A 24,325-nucleotide genomic window follows, 5' to 3' on the forward strand; every position below is an offset into this window, starting at 1 on the left:
ATGGACAGCATGACAAGCGCAACGGCCCTTTGGGGGGCCGTTGTCGTCTCTGGCCTCTATCACGGTGTCAATCCCGGCATGGGCTGGCCCTTGGCCGTGTCCGCCGCGCTGATGGACCGCAGCCGCCGCAGCCTGTGGCGGGCGCTGGGCGCATTGGCGCTGGGGCATCTGCTGGCGATGGCGGCGATCCTGTTCCCGTTCGGGGCGCTGCTGTTTCTGGCCGACTGGCAACGCGCGATCCAGATCGGCGCGGCCTGTCTGGTGATCGCTTTGGGCCTGTACCTGTTGGTGAACCGCCGCCACCCGCGATTTCTGTCGCGGGTGCCGCCGTCGCGACTGGCGCTGTGGTCGTTTCTGGCGGCGATGGCGCATGGGGCGGGGCTGATGCTGGTGCCGATCTATCTGGGCATCTGCCAGACGGTGGACACGGATGCAGGCCACGCGGCGGCCTCGACCCTGATGACGGACAATGTCTCGGTCGCGGCGCTGGTGGCGCTGGCCCATACCGGGGCGATGACGCTGGCGGGGGGCGTCTTTGCCTTTGTCGTCTATCGCTGGGTCGGGCTGAAGGCCCTGTCGCGCAGCTGGTTCAACCTCGACGTGGTCTGGGCGGTCAGCCTCGTGCTGGTGGGCGGGTTGTCGCTGGCCACTGTCTAGCTGGTATCAACTATAGGTTGACCAAAGCCGATCCTCCCGTAAGCTGATCCCATATTCGAGTCATTTTTCAGTGTGTGTTGAAGGTCTTTTCAGCAGAAGGGGGCTGTTGCCGTGCCATCCTGCATTGCCTTTTCGTGCGGATGTTCCGCCCGACCTCGGGATTGAGGCCGTGTCCTACGGCATCACCACCGGGCGCGCGCATCTGAACAAGCTTCAGATGATGTATCAAAGCGATGCCGCCATCCCCGGTTTCACCGGCCCCAACCCGACGCCGGGTTTTGCCGCAGAACTGGACGCGCTGGATACCCGCACCGGGGGCCATCGCGAAATCGACTGGTCCGTCTTTGCCGATTACATGAACAGCGCCGACGGCCCGGCCTTTGCCGGACGCTATTTCCACGGTCAGGCCACCGCGCAGGAGGTCACCGAGGACGAGGCCCGAGCCACCCTGCGCCGGGTCGAAGAGGCTTTGCGCGTCGGCGACCTGTGGTGTCACGGCATGGCCGCGACCATCGTCGTCTATCTCGAAACCGCGCCGGGGCAGCTGTCGCCGCAATACTGGCGCTACTGGGCGCGCACGGTTCTGAGCCATCAGATCGACCACGCAACGGGCGACAAGATCGCTCCCTTCGTGCCGGGCATCATCTGCGATTATGTCGAGACCGAACCGGGCAGCGGCAGCTATTGGCCCGAAGCGGCGGTGCGCCTTGCGCTGGGCGCTGCACCTTATGTGGAAGCCGAAGGTGACACGCCCCCCGGTGACGGTGATTTCGAGGATCCCGGGCTGGAGGCCATGCCCTTCAGCCGGTCGATCTATCAGCCGGTCTGTTTCAGCCTCTGGGCGCGGAACATGCCCGAAGATGGCGACATCCCGGCGCTGTTCGCGATCCGCTGGCTGACCACGGCGGCGGAACTGACGACGCATTTCATCCGCGTCTGGGATTGCCACACGCAGGGCCTGCCCGACGACCCAACCCTGACCGAGGCGCAGCGCAACATGCTGGCGATCGTGACCATCGACAAGATAGTCGCCAACCTGCCCGAGAACGCGCTCGACTGGACCTTGCGACCGGTGGACTGGCGCATCAATGCGCCTCAGGCCGAAGGGGTCTATGGTCCCGGCGGCACTTTCGAGGTGACCGAAAGCTGGTCCAGCGAAGGCGAGTTGCTGACCCCGCCCACGCAATTCGGGCTGGATCATCTCAGCCCCGCGACCGCAGCGGTCTATGCGCAAGCCAGCCAGACCGAGGTCGAGGTCAGGCTGCTGCCGGACAACAGCTACGACAATGGCGGCGGGCAGCCCGTGCTGAGCGGGACGGATTTCACCCATGATCCGTTGATCTTCCGCCCCTCTTTCACCGGGCGCTACCTGCCGCCCAAGCCCACCTCGCTGTCCGCAGCCGAGGTCGAGCACATCGCGGCAAGCGGCTTGCAGATCGTCAGCCTGTACCAGCAGGCGGCGGACCCGACCGGGACCAACCTGCCGAACCTGCGGATGAGCGATGCCTCGATGCGGCAGGCCTTTGAAAACGCGATGCGCTTTGGCCAGCCGCCCTTCACCCCGGTCTATTTCGCCGTCGATGTCGATGTGGATGGCAACAATTGGAAGGATACGGAATGGCGCACCGATCCCGATGGCACCGTGCATGATGATGGCCCGTCCTTTCAGGCGATCCTCGACTTCTACCGCAGGGTGCGGCGGGTCTATACGCAGGATTACCTGACGCAGGACGGGGCGGTGCCGTACCATATCGGGGCCTATGCGCCGATCAAGGTGATGCACGCGCTGTATCGCGCCGGGTTGGCCACGCATTTCTGGCAGTCGATGGCGCATACCTTTGGCCGCCCGGTCGGTTTGAATTTCGGCACCGAACAATGGCGGCGCTGGTACTGCACATCGCCCGGCTGGCGGGCTTGGCCGCATGCGAACCTGTGGCAAATCCGGCTGGCGGGGGCCAGCGATACCGGCTTCTGGACTTGGCCGCGCAATGCCGTGCTGACGCAGCCGCCCTTTCCGCAAGATGCGCAGGCGGCGTCGTGGTGTGACATCAACGTGGCGTGGGGCAATCCCGGCGGCTGGGTGCCGGATGCGGAGGTGCTGAAGGGGAACATGCCCGTGCTGCCGCCTGCCGATACCGGGGGGGCTGGGGTATGAACGACGAGACATTGAACGACATCATCGCGCTGGTCGCACGCCTTTTGTCGCCCTTGAGCGACGCGGTGCAAAGCCCCGGCGCATTGGCGGCGTGCCTCGACGATTTCGGCTGGCGGGCCGAGACGCTGGACGCGGCCTTGCCCTTGTTTCAAGGCGCGGGTGACGCGGTTGGCGCGGTGCAGAGCGCCGTCGAGGCGGGCACCGGCCAGATGGAGGCGCTGGTGGCGGCGGTCAGCGCGATTGCGGCGCTGGGCGACCTGCCGCCCTCGGGGCAGTTGGGCCATCCGTTCGACCAGCAAGCCTTTTGGCAAAGCCTGCCCGAGGACGTGCTGGCGCTGCTGCTGTTCGAGGGGCTGGCGGACGAGGCCCCGGCGTTTTTCGGCATCCTCAGCTTTCTGGGCGTGTTGCGCCGGGTGCCGATGCCCGCCGATGCCGCCACGGGGCGGCTGGCTTTTGATCGCCGCGTGGTCGACTGGGGCGCGCTGGCCCGCGCGCTGAGCGCGCCGGATCAGGTCTTGCCCGAGGTCTATGGTTGGGGGCAAGGCGCGTTCGATCACCGCGCCTTCATCGAAGGTCTGGCGGGGCTTTTGGGCGGTCTGGGCGGAAGCGCGACGCTGGCTCAGGCGCGCTTGCAGGACCTGCGCCCCGAAGTCTCTGCTGACAATCCCGACTTGATCGACATGACACAGTTGACGGTGATGCCGCCCGTGCTGCTGCGCCCCGGTCCCGGCGGGCTGGTCAAGCCTGCGCTGCTGGTCGCGCCTTTGCCCCCCGATGGGCAGCCACAGGCCCGGCCCGACGGGATCGCGCTGTCGCCCATGGTGTTCGGCGCGGCGGCGGCCGAGATGGGTATCCCCGACGAGGCCAGCCCGGTCCGGCTGACGCTGGCGGGGGATTTCGCGGCGGCGCCGCTGCGCATCGGGATATCCCCCGGTGTCGTGCGGATGCTGAGCGCGCGGGCCGATATCGACCTGTCCGCCAGGATCGGCTTTGCGCCGCCCGAACCGGCGGTGCTGCTGGGCAAGCCTGACAAGACGCGGCTGGAACTGGGGGGCGCGTCGCTGGGGCTGGGCGTGTCGGGGGCGGTGGCCAATCCCGAAGTCACCCTGACGGCCGCATTGAACGAGGCCGCCATCTACCTCGCGGCGGGCGAGGGCGACGGGCTGCTGAACAGCATCCTCGGCGCGGTCGAGCTGGAGATCCCCTTTGACTTCGGCCTGAACTGGTCGAACGTGGACGGGCTGGAAATCACCGGCGGGCTGGGCCTGTCGGCGCGCATCCCCATCGACAAGACCTTGGCCAATGTGCTGACGCTCGACGCGGTGACGCTGAGCCTGTTCGGCGACCTGACCGAGCAGGCCACCACGATCACCGCCACGGTGGACGGGTCGCTGACGCTGGGGCCGCTGTTTGCCGGGGTCGAGGGGATCGGGGCGAAGGTCACCCTCGTACCGCGCGGCACGGACGATCCGGGCAATCTGGGCACCGCGCATCTGACCGTGGGTTTCCAGCCGCCTTCGGGCTATGCGGTGGCGCTGAACGCCGATCCGATCACCGGCGGCGGCTACCTGTCGGTCAGCGAGGCCGAATATCGCGGCGCGATGGCGCTGAGCTTCAAGAATTTTGGCTTTTCCGCCTTTGCGATCCTGACCACCGAGCTGCCGGGCGGCGAGGAGGGTTTCAGCTTTGCCGGGTCGATTTTTGCCGAGTTCAGCGTGCCGCTGGCCTACGGGTTCTTCCTGACCGGGGTGGGCGGCTTCATCGGGATCAACCGCACCCTCGACACCGACGCCATGCGCGAGGTTCTGTTCGAGGGCAGGCTGGACGACCTGCTGTTCCCTGCGGACCCCATCGGCTCGGCCAGCCAGATCCTCGATGACATGGCGGCCATCATGCCGCCGATGGCGGGGCAGCACATCGTCGGCCCGTGCGTGCGGATCAGCTGGGGCAAGCCGGTGCTGATCGACATTACCATGGGCGTGCTGCTGGAATTCGGTCAGGACGTGCGGATCGTGATCCTTGGCGGTCTGGCCATGATCCTGCCCGACAAGGACAAGGTGCTGGTCTCCCTCAAGCTTCAATTCATGGGCGAGATCGACTTTACCGCCGGGTCGATCAGCTTCGACGCCACGCTCGAAGGGTCGCGCATCCTGACATTTGCCGTCGATGGCGACGTGGCGATCCGCACCGGCTGGGGCCGCGACATCAAACAGGTGGCCAGTTTCGGCGGCTTGCACCCGGATTACCCCACGCCCGCGAACCTGCCCGATCTGGCGCGGCTGTCGATCAGCTTTGGCGGCAACAACCCGCGCCTGACCCTGTCGGCCTATCAGGCGATCACCTACAACTCGCTTCAGGTGGGCGCGCGGGCCGACATGTATGCCAAGGGGCCAAAGGTCCCGCTGGTGGGGCAGGTCGCCGCCGAGGGCTATGTCGCCTTCGACGCGCTGATCTATTTCAACCCGTTCAGCTTTCAGGTCAGCCTGCGCGGGGGCCTCAGCATTCTTGTCGATGGCAAGGTCAAGGCGGGGCTGCATTTCTCGTTGACGCTGAAAGGGCCGAACAGCTGGTACATCAATGGCGAGGTCTGGGTGAAGGTTCTGGGAATCAACGTGGATTTCCGGGTCGAGCACCGCTGGGGCCAGCGCGAAAGCGTGCAGACCTTTACGGCCAGCGCCGTGGACCTCTTGCGCGAGGCGCTGGAGCGCAGCGACGGGTTCCAGCCGGTCGAGGGCATGGCGGCGGTGCCCGCCGTCTCCTTCCGGCAGCTGGACGCCGACGATCAGGCGATCGACCCGCTGGGCGGGCTGCACTTCATCCAGAACGCGGTGCCCTTGGCCGTCGAACTGCGCAAGATCGGCGAGGCGGATGTGTCTGGGCCGGCGACGGTCGATCTGAGGGTCTTTCGCGGCGGGCAGGCGCTGGCGTTGCAACCCGCCGAGGCGGAATTCGTGCGCGGGCACTTCTTTGCCATCACCGAGGCGCAGCGCCTGTCCGATCCGGTGTTCGAACATCACAAGGCGGGGTTCCAGTTCTCAGACGCGGCGCTGGTCAGCGGCCCGGCCAGCGTTGAGGCCGAATATGCCTACGAGATCGTCGAGATCCCCATGCATGACAGCGATGCCCCGCGCGATCCGATGAAAAGCCCGCTGGCGGCGGGCACATTTCAGCGGGTGGCGCGCGGGCAGCTGCATGGCAAGCTGCGTGGCATGGCGGCGCAAAAGGCGGTCTTGCAGGCCGAAACCGGGCTGAGCGTGGCGCGCGACAGTTTCGTGGACGAGGCGACGGTGCACGACATGCAGGGCGCGCTGCGCCCGGACCAGACGCTGGCGGGCGCGCTCAGCATGGCGGGCGGCACCGCCGCCAGCCTGAGCGCGCAACGCGCGCCGGACGCGGCCACGCCCGTGGCCAGCTATATCGCGATATGAGGAGGCAGGGATGAGTGTCGGACAATTCGCCTTTCTGCCCAACCTGCGCAGCGGAGCCGCCGCCGATGGCACCCGCGACGGCGTGCGGCTGCGGCTGAGCTATGACCTTGAGATCACCGGCAATGGCGCGGCGCAGGCCGGGCGCGTCGCGGTCGCGGCTCAGTTGAAAGGGCCGGGCGACGTGGTGGGGCTGGATGCCGGGCAGATCGTCCGGGTGGAACCCGAAGACGTCAACAAGGGGTTCGAGCCGAATTACTTCCCGTTCATCGAGTTGCGCGACCCCGACCTGCCATGGCGCTACACGCTGGACAGTGGCACCGCCAACCGGCTGACCCCGTGGCTGGTGCTGATCGCGCTGAAACGCGATGAATTCACCTATCTCGATCAGGGCAGCGCGCTGGCACCCCGGATCGAGGTCGCCAATATCCGCACCGCCTTGCCTGACCTCGTGCAGGCTTGGGCCTGGGCGCATGTGCAGGTGGATATGGACGGCGCAGGCGGCACCCCGCACGAGGCGCTGGCCGCCGATCCCGGGCGCGGATTTGCCCGGATCATGGCCTGCCGCAAGCTGGACGAGGCGACCGACTACACGTTGTTCCTTGTCCCCAGCTACAAAGTCGGTGTGCAGGCCGCCTTGGGCGAGGCGATAGATGCCGGGCTTGGCACCGCCCCCGCTTGGGAGGCGGGCGCCGATCAGCCGCTGATCCTGCCCTACTATTACCGCCACAGCTTCAAGACCGAGGCGGGGCAGGATCTCGAACTGCTGCTGCGCAAGCTGCGCGCGGTCAAGGCGGATGAAGAGGACGAGGCAGGCGCGTCCCTTTGGGTCGATGCAGGCGATGTGGGCTATTACACGGGCGCGCCGTCCAAGGGCTACCGGTTCCCGGCGCAGGCGGCGCTGACCCAGCCGGATACGGACGTACCGCCGCTCGACACGCCCAAGAAACTGCAAAACGCCATCACCCGCACCCTGAACGCCGTGCTGGCCGAGCAGGAGGAAGAGGACGGCGAGGACCCGCTTGTCACCTTCCCGGCGCATGGCAGGCATTACACCGGGGTCGACAGCCTCTCGCAGGGGCGGGCGGCGCAGGGGCATTGGTTCGAGCGGATCAACCTCGACCTGAAATTCCGCGCCGCCGCCGGTCTGGGCCGCAAGATCGTGCGCGAGAATGACGAACACTTCGCCCAGCTGTGCTGGGACCAGTATGACGAAATCCTCGCCGCCAACCGGGCCTTGCAGCAGTTGCAGGTGGCGACGCTTTTGGCGGGGCGGCTGGAGCAGCAGCATTTCTCGCGCCTGCCCTCCAAGGTGGGTGTGCAACTGGGCGAGCCTCTGCTGGCCTTCACCCGGATCGAGCCGGACGACCGCGCGCCCTCGGCCAAGCAGATGCTGGCGCGCAAACGGGTGCCCGCAGGCTTCGCGGGCCTGTCCCTGCGGCGGGTCGCGGCGCGCAAGCCGCAACGTCTGAACGCGGGCAAGGATGGCCCGCGCCACCGCGTGCCCATCGCCGCGCTGCCCGGCGATGACAGCCCCAGCCCCGAGAGCCAGCCGCCCAAGGACTCGGCGCTGCGTCGGCGCAGCGAAAGGCTGGCCAAGGGCGAGGCGGCCGGGGGGCTGACCGCCGCCCTGCGCGCGCTGTTCAACCCCGAACTCGTGAATCGCAAGCCCAAGCCGCGCCTGCCTCAGCCTTTGGTTGGCGAATATTCCTCAGCCAAGGTGCAAAAGCTGTTGGGTGACAAGCTGGTGGCGCTGCCACGGCAGAAGGCGGATTTCACCATCAAGGGCCGCAGCGCAGCCGAGGTCAAAGAGGGTGGCATCGTCTGGCGCGCGCCGCGCGTGCCCGAGCCGCTGGTCGACTACCTGCGCCGCGTCTCGCGCGACGGGCTGCTGTCGAATGTGCAGGCGCTGCCCGACAACACCGTGTCGTTCTACGAGGAAAATCGCCTCTTCATCGAGGCGCTGATGGTCGGCGCCAACCACGCCATAGCCGAGGAACTGCGCTGGCGCGAATACCCGACCGACATGCGCGGCACGGTCTTCCACCGCTTCTGGAACCGGGGCGCGGCGCCGGATGACCGGAGCGAAGATGACATTCAGGACATCCGCCTGTGGGGCGGCAAGCTGGGCAAGCAGGTCAACCCCGCCGATACCGACGGCAAGCAGAACCTCGTCGTGGTGATCAAGGGCGAGGTGGTGCGTAAGCTGCGCGATCCGCTGGTCGAGATCAGCATCGCCTCCGGCGGGACATGGGACCCGGACACCGCCGAAAGCCACCCGCCGGTCTTCTTCGGCAAGATCGGGCGCGACGCGGTCTATTACGGCTTTGATATCTCACGCGAATACGTGCTGTCGCCGTCTGTGCGCGACAGGGCCTATTTCGCGATCTACGAACCGCCCGCGCGGCTGCGCTTTGGTCTGGATGTGGGCAATACGCTGGTGCGCCGCGACCGTCCTTTGACGCCCGATCTGGTCCGCGCCTTGCCCGCGCCGGGCTTGAACAGCTGGGACGACCTGTCGTGGAAACACATGCGGCTGGGGGCTGCGGATTACGTGGACTTCACCAAGGTCATTTCAAAGCCGCCGCAGGACAGCGGTCACTACTGGAACGCGACGAAACACGCCGCCGGGCTGGCGCGGTCGTTCTGGCAAAAACCGCTTGCGGCGCTCTTGCCGCTTGGGAGGGTCCTGTGATGCCTGATCCGAAACCGGGGGAAATCCGCTTCGAGCCTGATCCGCTGCCATTGAAGGACGGTCCGAGCAAGCGCCAGCGCGCGCCGCTGTTGCTGCTGCCGATGCGGCTGGAATACCGTGTGGTGGACCGGGCTTCGGCCCCCAAACTCGTGCCGCGCGCGGAGGTTCAGGCCCAGATCGCCGAGATCCGCCGCGCCTTTGGCGCGTTGAAACCTGACGACCAGAAGGGGCGCGACGCATTGGCGGCCAAGCTGGCGACCCTGACCCGCAAGTCCAAGCCCCAGCCCGTGCGACTGACCGAGGCCGACTTGAAGGCCAAGACCGAGATCTGGTTGCGCTGGTATCCTGACAATGGCTTTGCCGAGGCGGGGATTGCCCCGCTCACAGCCCCGGAAACCGAGGCGCTCGACGCTTTTCTGGCGCATCCCTATGCGCAGGATTGGCCCAAGCTGGGTGACGAGACGCTGGTTGCGCTTTGGGCCGAACTCGAAAGCGTGGCCGGCCCATCCCGCGCGGTCCACCTGATGCGCAGCCGCAATCAGGAACCCGCAAAGGACCATGAGGCCCGGATCGGGCGCATCACCGGCCTGCCGGAGAAAATCCATGTCTTTGCCTGCGTGCGCGGCGAACTTGAAGCCTTGGGCCACGGGCAGGACATCCCCGCCAATGGCGCGCAAGCGGGGGCGGTCTCCTATTCGCCGGGCATGTTGGGCGAGGGAACCTGGATGTCGGAATTCGAAACCGCCATCGAACTGGGCATGGGGCTGAAGCTGGATGACCCGAAAGCCGTGGACCTCGCGCTGGCCGCCGACTGGCTGATCTGCGTCGGCACCGGGGGCGGTGACGCGGAGGAGTTGGAACAGCTCTTGCGCGACCGGATCGCCAACGGGCAGCTGGATATTCTCGGGCAGGATACGCCCACCAACAACGCCCCCGCCACGCGCGCCGGCAGGCCCGAGGCGGACAGCGTGCAAGCGCGCCTCTGGGACCGCACCCAGCGTGAATTGCAGGTGTTGCAGGACAAGGGGCTGGACAGCGCCCGTCTGGCCGAGGCGCTGGGCGTCGATCAGGCCCTGTTCGAACAGGCCCCCGGCGCGGGCGAGGGCGCGCATCTGGACGCCGCAGCGATGATCCGGGTGATCGGACCCGCGCTGATCGATGGCGCGCTGGACGCCACCAACCAGATGGACGGGATCGAGGACACCGATTTCATCGAGCTTCTGGCCCGGCATGTGCAGGCGCGCGGCCTGTTGCCCGCGCTGCGCTTCGGCAAGCAGGCCTTCGGCATCCTGCCGGTCAGCGCGGATAGCGGGGCACAAGTGATCAAGCCGGACCTGCCCGAAGCCGAGCACGCCTATGGCCGGTTCATCACCGGCTATGCCAACGGCGTTCAGACGATCCTGACGGCGGTGTCCGAAAGCGTCTCCTTGCGGTTGGAGCCGGACGACCCGGACGCCTTTGACAAGCTGGTGGACATCCTGCAAACCACGCGCGTCTCTCGGCGGCTGGATGTCTCGGACGAGGGTGATGACGACGTGGCCATGCTGGGCTGCCCCTATGTCGAGGGTGGCGACGAGGCGCACAAACCCGCCAGCTATTTCCTCGAAATGCTGCGCAAGAGGCTGCGCGAGTTGCCGGTTGCCGACGAGACCGACCGCGCATGGCCTTTGCTCTATCGGCTGGCGCATCTGTCGCTCAGCCGCAACCGAGAACTGGAGGTGCTCAAGGGCACGCCCGGTTTCATGACGCGCGGCAAGCTGCGCCGGATTCAGGGCAATTGGCGCAATGACCTGTCCACCGGCCAGCGCCGCGCCGTGGACCAGTCGCGCAATCTTTCGGTGCGCAGTTTCTCGACGTCGCCGCTGGGCCGCATCCCGTCGGCACGGCGCGGGCTGGTGAGGGCGACCAACCAAAGGTTCGAAGACGCCCTGACGCGCCTGCGCGCGGTGGCCACGCGCGATGACGGCACGGCGCAACTGGAAACCCTGATGATGGAGGTGATCGACCTGTTCCAGCATCGGCTGGACGCATGGATCACCGGGCGGGCCAGCATCCGTCTGGATCACTTGCGGCACAAACAGGGGGTCGCGGGGCTGGGGCTGGGCTATTACGGCTTTCTCGGGCGGCTGCGTCGCGCATCGGCCACGGGGGCCAGCGACGGCTATATTCAAGCCCCCAGCCAAGGGCAGGCGGTCAGCGCGGCGATCCTGCGCAGCGCGTATCTGCGCAATCGGGGCGCGGGGGCGTTCAGGATCGATCTCAGTTCGGCCCGGACCGGGCGGGCGCTGCGCATCATGGACCATATCCGCCATGGCGTGCCCTTGCCGGAAACGTTGGGCCTGCGCGGCGAGCGGTGGCTGCGCGACAAGGGGGCCTCGGCCGAGATTTTCCGTCTGCGCGAAAGCCACCCGCTGGACAATCCCGATGCCGATGGCAAGGGGGGGCGCGGGCCGGTGGGCGCGCGCTGTTTCGACGGGTTGAAACTGGTCGAAGGCGGCACCGGGGGTCTGAGCGCCGATGCCCGCGCCCTGCGCGCTGTGCTGGCCGACGATCTGGACGCGCTGTCCGATCTGGTGGTCGCCGAGGCGGTGCATCACCGCGCAGGCGGCTCCTCTGCGACCGCCGCCGCGTGGCTGCGCGTCCTGTCCGGTGGGCCGATCCCGCATCGGCCCGACTTCCTGCGCACCCGGCGCAGCGGCCATGCTTCGGACTACCGGGTCTCGGTGGTGTTGCCGCAGGTCGCGCCCGCCGAGGAGGGCAGCCTCCTGCGGCTGACGGAATACGGGCTGGCGGCGTGGTTCGATGCCGCGCTGCCCGGCCTTGCCGGGCGGGCCGTGCCGGTGGCGATCCGGTTGGGGGAACAGTTTTTGTACGAGGCCGACATTGCGCTCGACAAGCAGTTGGGGCTGGACGCGATGGGCATCGCGCAACTGGGCGCGGCGGGTCTGGACCGGCGGATCGGGGCCTTTGCCGTGTCGGATCTGCACGCCACCGCCGAGATGCGCGCAATGCAGGCGCGCGACCTGCATCTGGACCGCGCCGGGCTAGAGGCGGCGGGGGCCGTGATCAGCGTCGATCTGGGGGCGCTTTCAGACGATCTCGACCGGGCGGCGCGGATGTGGAAGCTGTCGCATGCGGCGCAGGCGCTGTCGCCGGGGGACCTGTCGAACGCGACCTCTCCGGCGCATCCTCTGGACGAGCCCGCGCATGTGGCGGCGCTGCACGGGGCGGCGGGCGAGTTGTGGCAGAGGTCCGAGCGGGTGCTGACGCGGCTCGATGCCCATCGGAATTCCTACCTGACGGCGCTCAAACGTGTGTTCCGGACCATCGCGACCCAGTACGAGGATCAGGGCGCGCATTGGGGCGAGGATCGCCGCCGCGACCAGCGGCTGCGCTTGCAGGTGGCCAAGCTGCATGCCGAGATGCGCGGGCTTCAGCCCTTTGGCATCGACGGGATGGACCGCTTTCCGGCGGCGTCGCGGCTGGTCGCGACCATGGTCGACAGCGAGGCCGCGCTGCGCAAGGCCGATGCCGTCATGGTCGCGCGGATTGCGGCCCTGAAGCAGGCGCAACGCGGGCGAAGCGCCAGCCCGGCCACGCTGGCCGAGGCGCGGGCCGACCTGACCGCCGCGCTGTCCGCCCTGCGCGCAGCTTGCGGGGTGGAAAAGCTGGCGATCTGCCCGGTTTTCGCCAAGACCCCGCCGCTTGTCCCCGTGCTGGACCCGGCGCTTGACCCCGAGGCGGCGCTGGGGCCGTGGCCCCGCTACCGCGCGAAACTGGCGCGGCTGCAAGAGGTGCTGACAGCAGACCATCAAGGCTTTGCCGTCAGCCCCGACGCGACCGCCGACGACACCGATCCGGAAACAGCCGACTTGCGCGACGAGGAAACCGCGCCGCGCGCCTATCATCGGGGGCTGTTCCTTGCCGGCGACGCCGATATACGGGCCGGGTCGGTCAGCGGTCTGGTGATCGACGAATGGGTGGAAACCCGCCCCGCGACCGACCAGCAGTCCGCCATCGCGTTGAACTATGACAGCCCGCAGGCCGAGGCGCCGAACTGCCTGATCCTGTGTGTCCCCGATGACAGCATCAGCCCGGTCTGGACCGCCGCACAGGCCGCGCGGAACGTGCACGAGGCGCTCGACCTGATGCGCCTGCGCGCCCTGTCGAGCCAGACCACCCCGCTGCGCGATACGATCCTGCCGCTGTCGAACCTCGTGGCGCATGTGGGCAGCGGTGCAAATGAACGGCCCCGCATCCCGGTCGCGCCCTTCAAGGGTGGCTTGATGGACTGGTTCGCCGTGGCGGGCGGCATGAAGCGGGTGCGCGATGACATCCTGCCGAAACCGGGCGAGGATTGGCTTCAGACCCGTCCCATCCGCCCGATCCTGAGGAGGACGGACCCATGAGCGCAAACGGATCGCAGCAGTTGCACGGCACCAACGTCGCGCCCGATATCGACACCGGGTTGGAGGCACGCACCAAGGACGCGCTGTGGTTTCTGGCGCGGCAATGGCAGATGGGCGAATTCGAGGCCGAGAATGGCGGCTTGCCGATGCAGGTGCAAGTCACGGCGCGGGTCTATCCGCTGCGGCAGGTCTACCTTGGCAACGGGGACGCGCCCATCGATCTGCACGCGCCCTTGGAACAGCAGGTGGAGGACGAGGTGGGGCAGACAACCCCCGCGGGATGGAACAGTGCCGCACTGGACTATGACTTCGGCCTTGGCACCGACCGGCACCGGCTCAAGGCGCGTGGCTATGATGGCCGGGCGCTGAACTGGCACGACTTTACGCTGACACAGCGCGGCGCAGCGGAGGGCGAGGACGGCGATCTGAGCATGATCCCGGGGCAATTGCAGATCCCCGGCCTGCCGGACCCGCGATTCTGGCAGGTCGAGGATCGCGACGCCTATTTCGACACGGGCGAGGCGGCAGAGCCGAACATCCTGTCGGTGCTGCTGCCAGAGTTTTTCTATGCCGATATCAAGAACTGGTACATGATCCCCGCGCCGATGCCGTCGGGCGCGGTGCGAGAGGTCGAACAGCTCGTCGTTGTCGACAGCTTCGGCATTGCGACCGAATTGGGCCCGGCGGGTGCGCGCGACGACGGCGACGACTGGTCGGTCTTTGCGCTGGACCGCGACAGCGCCGCACCCACCGATGCCAGCACGCTCTTGTGCCTGAACACCGCCGCCAAGGTCGGCGAGAATGACCTGATCGAAGAGGTGCGATTCCTGCGCGACGAGGCGGCGAATCTCGTCTGGGGCTGGGAGCGGCAGTTGACCGACCCCGAGACAGGCCTGTTCGCCACCGTGCTGGAAACCCGCGAGGAACAGGAGACGGTCAGCCCCTCGACCGACGCGCTGCGGTTCCGGCTGAAATCGGAAACCGCGCGGTCCTTCATCCCGTATCTGCCGCGCCAGACCGCGAAACAGCCTGCGGTGGACGGCGACATCGCCCTGCGCCGGGCGCGCTCGGGCGAGGAATGGTCTAGCGCCAACCCGCAATATCGCGGGCAGATCGTGGCCGAGTCGGTCTTTCTGAACGAAGAGGACATCCCCCGCAGCGGGGTGCGCATCCGCCGGATGCACCGTTTTGCCCGGGGCAGCGACGATCAGGTGCGCTTTTGGGTGGGCCGTGACAAGGACGTCGCCGGGGCGACCCGCAAACCGCGCCTGAGCTTTGACGACCTGCTGCCAACGGGCGGCGAGGGCGGCTAGACCATTTCGATCACGCCCTTGTCGATGGCCAGCACATAGCCGCGCTTGGCGATGTTCTTGACCAGCAATTCGGACACGATCTGGTTGCCCAACCCGTCGCGCAGGCGCTTGATCCGGGTGGCGCCCGCCGCCTCTTCGCAGTCTTCCGCGCGGCGACCCGAGATCATCGCCTCGATTTCCGCGCCTGACAGCATCTCGTCGTCCAGCCGGGCCTCTGCCAGCACCGACAGCGTTTCCATCATCGCATCGGTCAGCTTGAAGCCCATGGTGTTCAGGTACACCGTGCGCTCCTCTCGCGAGATGATCAGCGAAGACACCTCGATCCCCGACCGTTCGATCTGGGCCATGCGGCGGTTCAGCGTGACCAGCATCACCAGAAACACCAGCGCCGCCACCAAAAGCGCGGTTGCGAACACCAGCAGGACAAAGATCACCATGCGGTAGCTGGCCAGCGTGTCGGAAAAGGCGGTGCCGGACTGGGCGAGAATCTCCAGCAGCTTGACCTCTGCCGGGCTCGTCAGGGTGTCATTCTCGACAAAGATGCGTTCCACCCGCGCGTTGAAGGCATTGCCATCCGGCAGCGTCAACAGCAGCACCGTCCCCGCGATGGCGAGGATGGCGACGATGGCCGCGATGCCGGCGGCGATGATGCGCGTGCCGGTCCGGCGGCTGTCAGAAACGGAGGTAGAACTCACCGGCATTGGCCTCCATGTCGGGGGTCGGGTTGTCGGTGGACAGGCTGATCACGTTGAGCAGCGTCCAGCCCCCGGCCGCAAGGCGGCCAGCGGCGATCTTGGCGGCCTGCGCGGTGCCGGGGCAGGTGCTGGCTTGCAGCGACAGCACGCCGTAATGCAGGCGCAGGGGGTTGTCCTGCTTGGCCTTGTAGCCAACGAAACACTCGGCGGCGGCAACCGACGGAAGGGCAAGCGACAGCACGAGGGCTGTCAGGGCGATGAGCTTTTTCATGCCGCCAAATTGCGCCGGGTCACCGGGAAATTCAATAACCGCCGTGGTCGGGCCGCGTGGTTATTCGATAGCCGCGGCGTGATATTGCCCGATTTCGCGGTTCTGGCCGAAGTCTGGTGCACCGGGTCGTCCGATGGGGGCGGCCGCAGTGAAACCAACTTCGAGAGGCTCCCATGTCCAGGAAATTCATCACCGGCGTTCTTGCCATCGCATCGCTTGTCACCGTTATGGCCGCCGCCCCCGTGCGCGCCGACAATGACGACCTCAAGCGCTTCATCGGCACTGCGGCCACGCTTTACCTTTTGCAGCAGGCGCTGGAGGGCAATGGCGGCCGGGTGACCTACCAGCAGCCGCGCGGGCATGGTTATGGCGGCAATCACGGTGGCCAGTGGCATGGCAACGGTCATGGGCAGAAGAAGACCCTGCCCAGCACCTGCGCCCGCACGGTCTGGGGGCAGAACAACCGCAAGCGGACGGTGATGACCAACGCCTGCCTGAACAAGAACAACGTTGCGGTCAAGCGCCTGCCCAACATGTGTGAACAGCGGTTCTGGCTGAATGGCAAGGTGCGCGGCGGGTTCGGCGTCGACTGCCTGCGTGGCAATGGCTGGCGCGTCGCCCATCGCTGACCCGGAGCATCGAGCAGACCTCGGGTCCACCGGGGCATGTCGGCGGGCTTCCCCAGCCGCCGATACGAAAGGGGCCCCATTTCGGGGCCCCTTTTGGGGTCAGTCGAGGTCCTGCGGCAGGATCAGGTTCAGCAGGATCGAGATCGCCGCCGCAGGCAGCAGGCCCGAGGTCAGCAGGATCTGCGCGGTCGAGCCGAGATGCTGCAGCGCGCCCGGCTCCAGTTGCAGGCCAAGGCCCACGGACAGGGAAATCGCGAAGATCACCATGTTGCGGCGCGACCAGTTCACCTCGGACAGCATGTTGACGCCAGCGGCGGCGACCATGCCGAACATGACGATCACGCCGCCGCCCAGCACGTTGATCGGGACGGTGCGGATCACCGCGCCGACCATGGGGATCAGCCCGCATATGATCAGGAAGACCGCGCCGATGGTCACGACATGGCGGCTCATGACGCCGGTCATCGAGATCAGGCCGACATTCTGGCTGAAGGACGTGTTCGGCAGCCCGCCAAAGATGCCCGCGATGGCGGTGCCCAGACCGTCCGCATAGGTCGCGCCCGCGATTTCCTTGTCCGTTGCTTCGCGTCCTGCGCCGCCCTTGCAGATGCCGGACGTGTCGCCCACGGTCTCGATGGCCGAGACAATCGCCATGAAGCACATGCCGATCACTATGGCGGCGTTGAACTCGAACCCCCAGCGGAAGGGCATCGGCACCTCGAACAGCGCGGCGCGGCCCACATTGGCAAAGCTGACTTGCCCCATCAGCAGCGCCACCACATAGCCCGCGACGATGCCCACAAGCACGGCGGCCACGGCCATGAAGCCCTTGGTGAAGAACTTCAGCGCCAGCGTCACGACGATCACCACCAGCGCCGGGAACCACATGGCGAGCGAGCCATATTCCGGCTTGCCGATCAGCGGCACGCCGCCCGCAGCATATTGGATGCCGACGCGGATCAGTGCGAGGCCGATCATCAGCACGATCAGGCCCGTCACCAGCGGCGGCAGGGCAAAGCGGATCTTGCCGATCACCGTGCCCAGCAGGAAGTGGAAAACGCCGCCGATCATGATCCCGGTCATCAGCCCGGCCATGCCCTCGACGCCTTGCCCGGCCACGGCGGGGATCATGACGGGGATGAAGGCGAATGAGGTGCCCTGAACGATGGGCAGGCGCGCGCCGACCGGTCCCATTCCGAGGGTCTGGAACAGCGTGGCGATGCCCGCGAACAGCATCGACATCTGGATCATGTAGGTCATGTCCGGGAAGCCCTGCGCGCCCGCGTCAGAGCCAAAACCGAACCCGGCCGCGCCCGCGATGATGATCGCAGGCGTCACGTTGGCCACGAACATGGCCAGCACGTGCTGGATGCCCAGCGGCACCGCCTGCGCCAGTGGCGGCGTATAGTCCGGGTCGCGCAGTTGCTCGGGCGTGCCGAGGCGACTGGCCCGCGGCATATGGGTTGCGTCTGTCATTGGTGTCCTCCCTGAGTACCGTACCGGGGCGGCCTTCTGACGGACCGCTCCGGGTGCGCCTACGGCGCAGTGATGAGCACGGCCTCCTCCAACCAGTGCTCTTCGAGATTCGCGGTGTCGCCGATCCGGTCGACAACGGCGAAAAGGCCGGGGCCGTGCAGCGGGGTCAGAACCCCGTGCCACGTGCCCCGGTGAAAGTTGATGCCCTGACCGGGCGCGGCGATGAACGCATGGATCGGGCCGGGCGTGTCGCCGGGCTCCGCCACGATCACCAGCCACGGGTTCTGGTGCATGGGCAGGAAGGCCTGAGAGCCGTCGGGATGCCGTTCCACCAGTTCCAGACGATAGGGCAGGGCGCGCGGTTCGGCGTTGAACAGGCTGATCCCGGCACGACCCTCGGGGCCGAAATCAAGCGCCGCGCGGTCGTGATACCGCCCGCACAGGCCCTGATTGATGATCTTGTCCGGCTCGCCCGCAACGTCGAGCACATCCCCGAAGGGCGCAAAGGCCCGCGCGGTCAAAGGCTGCGCGGTGATCACAGCGACAGCCCCACATGGCGGTTGACGTCCTTGTACAGCAGGTAGCGGAAGGGTTCGGACCCGGTCTGGATGCAGGCCTGCGGGCAAAACGCGCGCAGCCACATGAAATCGCCGGGGCCGACCTCGACCCAGTCTTTGTTCAGCAGGTATTTCGCCGTGCCTTGCAGCACGTATAGCCCGTGCTCCATGACGTGGGTTTCGGCAAAGGGGATCTGCCCGCCCGGCAGGAAGGTCACGATATTGCCGTGGCAATCGTGGCGCAGATCGTTCGGATCGGCAAAGCGCGTTGTCCCCCACGTCTCCGATCCCGGCATCCAGTTGATCGGCTGGCTTTCGTCCGTCGTGATGATCGGATCGGGCTTTTCGATGCCGGGGGCCGGTTCCCAGCGCTTGCGAATCCAGTGGAATTGCAGGGCCGTGTCGCCGGGATTGGTGATCTGCCAGTCGCTGCCCGCCGGGATCGAGGCATAGCCTCCGGTCTCCATGTCATAGGCCGTGCCGTTCAGGGTCAGCCGGGCCTGACCGTTTGCAATCAGGATAATCGCTTGTGCATCAGCATCGGGTTCGGGGGTGTCCGAGCCACCGCCCGGTGCGACTTCGACCGCGTATTGCGCGAAGGTCTCGGCAAAGCCGGTCAAGGGCCGGGCGATGATCCACGCGTGGGTCCCCTGCCAACCGGGCAGGAGCGAGGTCACGATGTCCCGCATCGTCTTGGCGGGCAGCACGGCGTAGGCCTCGGTGAAGATCGCGGTGCCTTCGGGGCTGTCATCCATCGGCGGCAGGCCACCGGGGGGGAAGGCATAGGTGCGGGAGCCGATATCGGTCATAGGATTGCCTCCAGCCGCAGGCGCGCGATGCGTTCGACTTGGCGGCAGGCCTCGGCGAACTCGGTCTCGGTGTCGTTGGCGACGCGGCGTTCAAAGGCGGCAAGGATGCCCGCCTTGTCATGGTCGCGCACCGCGATGATGAAGGGAAAGCCGTGCTTGGCCGTGTAGGCGTCGTTCAACTCGGTGAACCGCGCGCGTTCGGCATCGGTCAGCGCGTCGAGACCGGCGCTGGCTTGCTCCGAGGTGGACTCGGCGGTCAGGCGTTTGGCGGCGGCGAGTTTTCCGGCAAGGTCGGGGTGGGCGTTCAGAACGCCAAGGCGTTCGTCGGCGCTAGCGCTGCGGAAGACCCGGGCCAGCGCATTGGCCAGACCGGCGGCGCAATCGTGGCTCGGCCCCAGTTCCAACCCCCATGCGCGCTCGGCGATCCAAGGCGAGTGTTCATAGATGCCGCCATAGGCCGCCACGAACGCATCCTGCGCCATCTGCGAGGGGCGGGGCGCGTCCACCGGCGGATGGACCCGCGCCCAATGCTCGGCGATTTGCAGGCGGGTCGGGGTCCAGACGCCGTCGAAGCCCGCGATATAGTCGAGAAAGCGTTTCAGCCCGGCGATCTTGCCCGGGCGGCCGATCAGGCGGCAATGCAAGCCGATGCTCATCATCGCGGCAGAGCCCGCTTCGCCCTCGGCATAGAGCGTGTCGAAAGCGTCCTTGAGATACTGGTAGAAATCCTCTCCCGTCACCCAGCCCGGCGCCCCGGCAAAGCGCATGTCGTTGGCTTCCAACGTGTAGGGGATGACCAACTGGTCGCGGTCGCCGACGCGCAGCCAATAGGGCAGGTCGTCGTCATAAGTGTCCGAGATGTAGTCGAGCTGCCCGGTCTCGGCGGTCAGGGCGACGGTGTTCATCGAACAGCGCCCCGTATACCAGCCGCGCGGGGGCTCGCCCACGACCTCGGTGTGCAGCCGGATCGCCTCGGCGATCTGGGCGCGCTCCTCGTCCTCGGGCATGTCCTTGTGCTCGACCCATTTCAGCCCGTGGGAGGCGATCTCCCACCCGGCGTCCTTCATGGCCTCGACCTGAACGGGCGAGCGCGCAAGGGCCGTGGCCACGCCGTAGATCGTCACAGGGACATTCGCGCCTGTAAAGAGGCGGTGCAGCCGCCAGAACCCGGCCCGCGCGCCGTATTCATAGATCGATTCCATGTTCCAGTGGCGCTGGCCCGGCCAAGGCTGCGCGCCGGGAATGTCGGAGAGGAACGCCTCGGACCCGGCATCGCCGTGCAGCAGGCAGTTCTCGCCACCTTCCTCGTAGTTCAGAACGAACTGGACGGCGACCTTGGCGTCGTTCGGCCATTGCGGATCGGGGCGGTCGGGGCCGTGGCCCAGCATGTTGCGGGGATATCTGTTCATGGCTACCTTCACGTTGCGCGTGGCCAGTCTATGCGCGCTTGCCCCGAAAGATTTTCAAAAATTTCCCGAAGGACTTGTGCGCACGATCCGGGGCAGAGTTGCGCCGGAAACGACAGGCATTGCTGAAACAGGAGGCGCCTCATGGCTGACGGCTATCTGACAACCCATGTTCTGGACACCGCGCGGGGCTGCCCGGCCGAGGGTATCAAGATCGCGCTGTATCATGTCTCGGGCACGTCCCGCGAGAAGATAGCCGAGTCGGTGACCAATGCGGACGGACGCACGGATGCGCCGATCCTGCCCCGCGAAACGTTCAAGACCGGCAGCTACGAGCTGATCTTCTTTGCCGGGGAGTACCTGCGCGCAACCGGTCAGGCGGGCGAGGACCCGCTGTTTCTGGACGAGGTGCCGATCCGCTTCGGGATGAACGATGCCGAGGCGCATTACCACGTGCCGCTCTTGCTGTCGCCCTATGGCTATTCGACCTATCGCGGCAGCTGATTATGCAGAAAATCCGGAAAATTTCAGGCGTGACCTGAAGTAGGATGGGTGATCACCCATCCTACCTTGTCTCGCACCAGTGGACAGCGGCGCGCGCGACCATTATCTGCTGTCCATGGCCAAGAAACCGAAGACAGACCCGAACTACAAGGTGATCGCCGAAAACCGGCGTGCCCGCTATGACTATGCCATCGACAGCGACCTCGAGGTCGGCATCGTCCTGACCGGGTCCGAGGTGAAATCCCTCCGCAAGACCTCGGCGAACATCGCCGAAAGCTATGCCGAGGTGAAGGAGGGCGAGCTTTGGCTCGTGAACTCCTACATCGCGCCCTATGAACAGGCCATGTTCCCGCACGAGGAACGCCGCCGCCGCAAACTGCTGGCGAACAAGCGCGAACTGGCCCGCATGTGGAACGAGACCCAGCGCAAGGGCATGACCCTTGTCCCGCTGGTGCTGTATTTCAACCACAAGGGCATCGCCAAGCTCAAGATCGGCATCGCCAAGGGCAAGAAGAACATCGACAAGCGCGAGACCGAGGCGAAGCGCGACTGGGGCCGCCAGAAAGCCCGCCTGCTGAAGCAAAACTGACCGCAAGCCAGCTTGCCCCGGACGGGTGCTGCATCGATCTGTCCGGCGAAATGCAATCGCTGATATGGCGAAGGGCGCACCCGTCGGTCTCTATCACGACACGCCGGGATACGCCGCGCCCTCCCTGTCGTGCTTGCATGCTGGCCCCTTGGCGGCTAAGGACGAAAGCGTTTTCACAGGTGGGGGCGACATGGCTCTGGACGACCCGAAAGTGCTGGTCTCGACCGAATGGCTGGCCAAACATCTCAAGGACCCGGATCTGAGGATCCTCGATGGCAGCTGGTATCTGCCGCAGATGGGGCGCGACGCGAAGGCCGAATATGATGCGGCCCATATCCCCGGCGCGCGCTTCTTCGACATCGACGACATCAGCGACAACCGCTCCGAGCTGCCGCATATGGCGCCGCCGGTCGAGAAGTTCATGTCGCGCCTGCGCGCCATGGGCGTCGGTGACGGCCATCAGGTCGTGGTCTATGACGGGGCAGGGGTCTTTTCCGCCGCCCGCGTGTGGTGGCTGTTCAAGCTGATGGGGCAGGACAATGTCGCCGTGCTGGATGGCGGCCTGCCCAAATGGCAGTTCGAGGGGCGCGAGATCGAGGATCTGCCCCCGGTGATCCGCGACCGCCACATGACCGTCCGCCGTCAGGCGCATCTGGTCAGGGATGTGACGCAGGTCTCGGCCGCCGCGAAGCTGAAGGATCACGAGATCCTCGATGCCCGCCCGGCAGCGCGTTTCGCCGGCGAACAGCCGGAACCTCGCGAGGGGCTGCGCGCCGGACACATCCCCGGATCGAAGAACGTCCCCTTCACCACGCTTCTGACCGAAGACGGCACGATGAAGTCCCCCGACGACCTGCGCGCCACCTTTGCCGCCGCCGGGGTCGACCTGACAAAGCCCGCCATCACCACCTGCGGCTCTGGCGTGACCGCCGCCGTGATCAGCCTTGCGCTGAGCGTGATCGGCAAGACCGACCATTCCCTTTATGACGGGTCCTGGGCCGAATGGGGCGCTTTCCCCACCCTTCCCGTCGCCACCGGAGAGAACTGATGTTCGAGAACCTCAAGGAACAACCCGCGGACAAGATCCTGCAGCTGATGCAGATGTACAAGGACGACCCGCGCGAGACAAAGATCGACCTCGGCGTCGGCGTCTACAAGGACGCAAGCGGCAATACCCCGATCATGCGCGCCATCAAGGCGGCGGAAAAGCAGCTGTGGGAGCAGGAACAGACCAAGGCCTATACCGGCCTCGCCGGTGATCCGGCCTATGGCGACGCGATGATCCAGCTGGTGCTGGGGGATGCGGTTGCCCGCGAAAACGTGGCGGCGGCGGCGACGCCGGGTGGCACCGGGGCTGTCCGTCAGGGCTTTGACCTGATCAAGATGGCAAGCCCCGATGCAACGATCTGGGTGTCCGACCCGACTTGGCCGAACCACCTGTCGATCCTCAAGCACATGGGGATGACCAAAGTCGACTATCGCTATTTCGACAATGAAACGCGCGGTGTCGATTTCGACGGGATGATGGCGGACCTGCAAGAGGTGAAGGCTGGCGACGTGGTTCTGGTGCATGGCTGCTGCCACAACCCGACGGGCGCGAACCTGAACATGTCCCAGTGGCGGGAACTGGTCGTCTTGTTGAACGCCAAGGGCGCGATCCCCATGGTCGACATCGCCTATCAGGGCTTTGGCGACGGGCTGGAGGAAGACGCGCAGGCGGTGCGCCTGATCGCAAGCGAATGCCCCGAGGTGCTGATCGCTGCGTCTTGCTCGAAGAACTTCGGCATTTACCGCGAGCGCACGGGCCTGCTGATGACGGTCTGCAACGACCCGTCCAAGCAAAAGCTGAACCAAGGCACGTTGAACTACCTCAACCGCCAGAACTACAGCTTCCCGCCGGATCACGGCGCACGGCTGGTGACCATGGTTCTGACCGACGACGCCCTGCGCGCCGACTGGAGAGCCGAGTTGGAAGAGGTCCGCCTGTCGATGCTGGGCCTGCGCGAGCAGCTGGCCAGCGAATTGCAGCGGCTGTCGGGCTCGGACCGCTTTGGCTTCATCGCGCAGCACCGGGGCATGTTCTCGCGTCTGGGGACTACGCCGGAACTGGTGGCCAAGCTGCGCGAGGATCACGGCATCTATATGGTCGGCGACTCGCGCCTGAATATCGCGGGCCTGAACAAGACGACGGTGCCGATTCTGGCCAAGGCGATCGTCGATGTCGGCATCTGAGGCGACTCGATTTGCGTCAATCGTGGAAAAGCGGGCCTTCGGGTCCGCTTTTTTGTTGGTCCGGGGCGGGATCGTCCGACTCGTTTGCGTGAATCGCCGGGACGAGTCGGGTAATTTGCAGAGCGGCTTGGGGATAAGTCTGTGGGTATCGGTGGGTGACGCAGGGTCCACTCGCCGCAATGCAGCGTTAGCGCCGGTAGTGCCCGCAAGAGGCGAGCGCCTTCTTGGCGGAAAGACACGGGATGCGGGGAAAATATGCATTTGTTTTCAGAGACTTGCGAGAAACATGACGAATTTGCGAATTTCTACCAAAAAACTGCTTGCGGGTTTTGTTTGGTATACGTAAAAGCCCCCTCACCGGCGGCGCTGACGACACAGACGGCGCGGCGGGGAGCGGAACGGACCGGATGAGGCGCCATGGTGGCGGCACTGAGGGGAAGGGAAGCAGACATTAGAGGCATGTATCAGGCGGGCGCGCCGTAAAGTTTAGGGCGCTTCGGTCT

18 protein-coding genes are annotated in these 24,325 nt (G+C 66.3%); 12 read left to right on the forward strand and 6 right to left on the reverse strand.

Translation table 11 applies throughout. From position 1 onward, the window contains the following. The 6 genes from D8Z78_RS04240 (at position 1) to D8Z78_RS04265 (ending at position 14,654) form a co-directional block, all read left to right on the forward strand. Entirely contained in the window at positions 1–657 is a 657-nt protein-coding gene (locus D8Z78_RS04240; protein WP_121628968.1) for a hypothetical protein, read from the forward strand. A gap of 124 nt (positions 658–781) precedes the next feature. Further along, the gene (locus tag D8Z78_RS04245) at positions 782–2,812 is read left to right on the forward strand and encodes a glycoside hydrolase domain-containing protein (protein WP_121628967.1); all 2,031 of its coding nucleotides are present in this window, start codon (positions 782–784) and stop codon (positions 2,810–2,812) included. Beyond that, positions 2,809–6,240, forward strand: a complete 3,432-nt coding sequence (locus tag D8Z78_RS04250; RefSeq protein ID WP_121628966.1) for a DUF6603 domain-containing protein — start codon at positions 2,809–2,811, stop codon at positions 6,238–6,240. Before D8Z78_RS04245 ends, D8Z78_RS04250 begins: the two co-directional genes overlap by 4 nt. A gap of 10 nt (positions 6,241–6,250) precedes the next feature. Next, the gene (locus D8Z78_RS04255; protein ID WP_121628965.1) at positions 6,251–8,932 is read left to right on the forward strand and encodes a hypothetical protein; all 2,682 of its coding nucleotides are present in this window, start codon (positions 6,251–6,253) and stop codon (positions 8,930–8,932) included. Continuing rightward, complete coding sequence (locus tag D8Z78_RS04260; RefSeq protein ID WP_121628964.1) at positions 8,932–13,341, forward strand: hypothetical protein; 4,410 nt, start codon at positions 8,932–8,934, stop codon at positions 13,339–13,341. The genes D8Z78_RS04255 and D8Z78_RS04260 overlap by 1 nt, the downstream gene beginning before the upstream one ends. Then, positions 13,338–14,654 carry a hypothetical protein gene (locus D8Z78_RS04265; RefSeq protein ID WP_121628963.1) on the forward strand — a complete coding sequence of 439 codons (1,317 nt, stop codon included), beginning with the start codon at positions 13,338–13,340 and terminating at the stop codon, positions 14,652–14,654. Before D8Z78_RS04260 ends, D8Z78_RS04265 begins: the two co-directional genes overlap by 4 nt. Here D8Z78_RS04265 and D8Z78_RS04270 read toward each other — a convergent pair. Both D8Z78_RS04270 and D8Z78_RS04275 read right to left on the reverse strand, forming a co-directional pair. Next, positions 14,651–15,355 (reverse strand): winged helix-turn-helix domain-containing protein, encoded by a 705-nt coding sequence (locus D8Z78_RS04270; protein ID WP_121628962.1) that lies wholly within the window; start codon positions 15,353–15,355, stop codon positions 14,651–14,653. The two genes, D8Z78_RS04265 and D8Z78_RS04270, sit on opposite strands and share 4 nt — an antisense overlap. After that, positions 15,327–15,620, reverse strand: coding sequence for a hypothetical protein (locus D8Z78_RS04275; RefSeq protein WP_121629273.1), 294 nt, complete (start codon positions 15,618–15,620; stop codon positions 15,327–15,329). The genes D8Z78_RS04270 and D8Z78_RS04275 overlap by 29 nt, the downstream gene beginning before the upstream one ends. 173 nt (positions 15,621–15,793) lie before the next feature. On the opposite strand from D8Z78_RS04275, the gene D8Z78_RS04280 reads away from it, so the two are divergent. Further along, entirely contained in the window at positions 15,794–16,249 is a 456-nt protein-coding gene (locus D8Z78_RS04280) for a hypothetical protein (RefSeq protein WP_121628961.1), read from the forward strand. A 99-nt stretch (positions 16,250–16,348) separates the two neighbouring features. Here the strand turns inward: D8Z78_RS04280 and D8Z78_RS04285 are convergent, their stop codons facing one another. Genes D8Z78_RS04285 through puuE form a run of 4 tightly spaced genes read right to left on the reverse strand, consistent with a single transcriptional unit; the run spans position 16,349 to position 20,500 of the window. After that, positions 16,349–17,725, reverse strand: a complete 1,377-nt coding sequence (locus tag D8Z78_RS04285) for a uracil-xanthine permease family protein (RefSeq protein ID WP_206169630.1) — start codon at positions 17,723–17,725, stop codon at positions 16,349–16,351. 59 nt (positions 17,726–17,784) lie between these two features. Then, a complete protein-coding gene (locus tag D8Z78_RS04290) occupies positions 17,785–18,264 on the reverse strand; it encodes an ureidoglycolate lyase (protein ID WP_121628959.1) in 480 nt (159 codons plus the stop codon). Next, positions 18,261–19,091 (reverse strand): bifunctional allantoicase/(S)-ureidoglycine aminohydrolase, encoded by an 831-nt coding sequence (locus D8Z78_RS04295; RefSeq protein WP_121628958.1) that lies wholly within the window; start codon positions 19,089–19,091, stop codon positions 18,261–18,263. The genes D8Z78_RS04290 and D8Z78_RS04295 overlap by 4 nt, the downstream gene beginning before the upstream one ends. Further along, entirely contained in the window at positions 19,088–20,500 is a 1,413-nt protein-coding gene (gene puuE, locus D8Z78_RS04300) for an allantoinase PuuE (protein ID WP_121628957.1), read from the reverse strand. The genes D8Z78_RS04295 and puuE overlap by 4 nt, the downstream gene beginning before the upstream one ends. On the opposite strand from puuE, the gene D8Z78_RS24495 reads away from it, so the two are divergent. The 5 genes from D8Z78_RS24495 to D8Z78_RS04320 all read left to right on the forward strand — a co-directional run bounded on the left by D8Z78_RS24495 (position 20,499) and on the right by D8Z78_RS04320 (position 23,822). Further along, positions 20,499–20,660, forward strand: a complete 162-nt coding sequence (locus tag D8Z78_RS24495; RefSeq protein WP_164932881.1) for a hypothetical protein — start codon at positions 20,499–20,501, stop codon at positions 20,658–20,660. The two genes, puuE and D8Z78_RS24495, sit on opposite strands and share 2 nt — an antisense overlap. Further along, the gene (gene uraH, locus D8Z78_RS04305; protein ID WP_121628956.1) at positions 20,642–21,001 is read left to right on the forward strand and encodes a hydroxyisourate hydrolase; all 360 of its coding nucleotides are present in this window, start codon (positions 20,642–20,644) and stop codon (positions 20,999–21,001) included. The genes D8Z78_RS24495 and uraH overlap by 19 nt, the downstream gene beginning before the upstream one ends. 115 nt (positions 21,002–21,116) lie before the next feature. Next, entirely contained in the window at positions 21,117–21,590 is a 474-nt protein-coding gene (gene smpB / locus D8Z78_RS04310; protein WP_121629272.1) for an SsrA-binding protein SmpB, read from the forward strand. A 190-nt stretch (positions 21,591–21,780) separates the two neighbouring features. Next, the gene (gene sseA, locus D8Z78_RS04315) at positions 21,781–22,638 is read left to right on the forward strand and encodes a 3-mercaptopyruvate sulfurtransferase (RefSeq protein WP_121628955.1); all 858 of its coding nucleotides are present in this window, start codon (positions 21,781–21,783) and stop codon (positions 22,636–22,638) included. Beyond that, the gene (locus D8Z78_RS04320) at positions 22,638–23,822 is read left to right on the forward strand and encodes an amino acid aminotransferase (RefSeq protein WP_121628954.1); all 1,185 of its coding nucleotides are present in this window, start codon (positions 22,638–22,640) and stop codon (positions 23,820–23,822) included. Before sseA ends, D8Z78_RS04320 begins: the two co-directional genes overlap by 1 nt. Positions 23,823–24,325: the final 503 nt, after the last annotated feature.

Source organism: Tropicibacter alexandrii, from assembly GCF_003667315.2.
GTDB classification, from domain to species: domain Bacteria; phylum Pseudomonadota; class Alphaproteobacteria; order Rhodobacterales; family Rhodobacteraceae; genus Tropicibacter; species Tropicibacter alexandrii.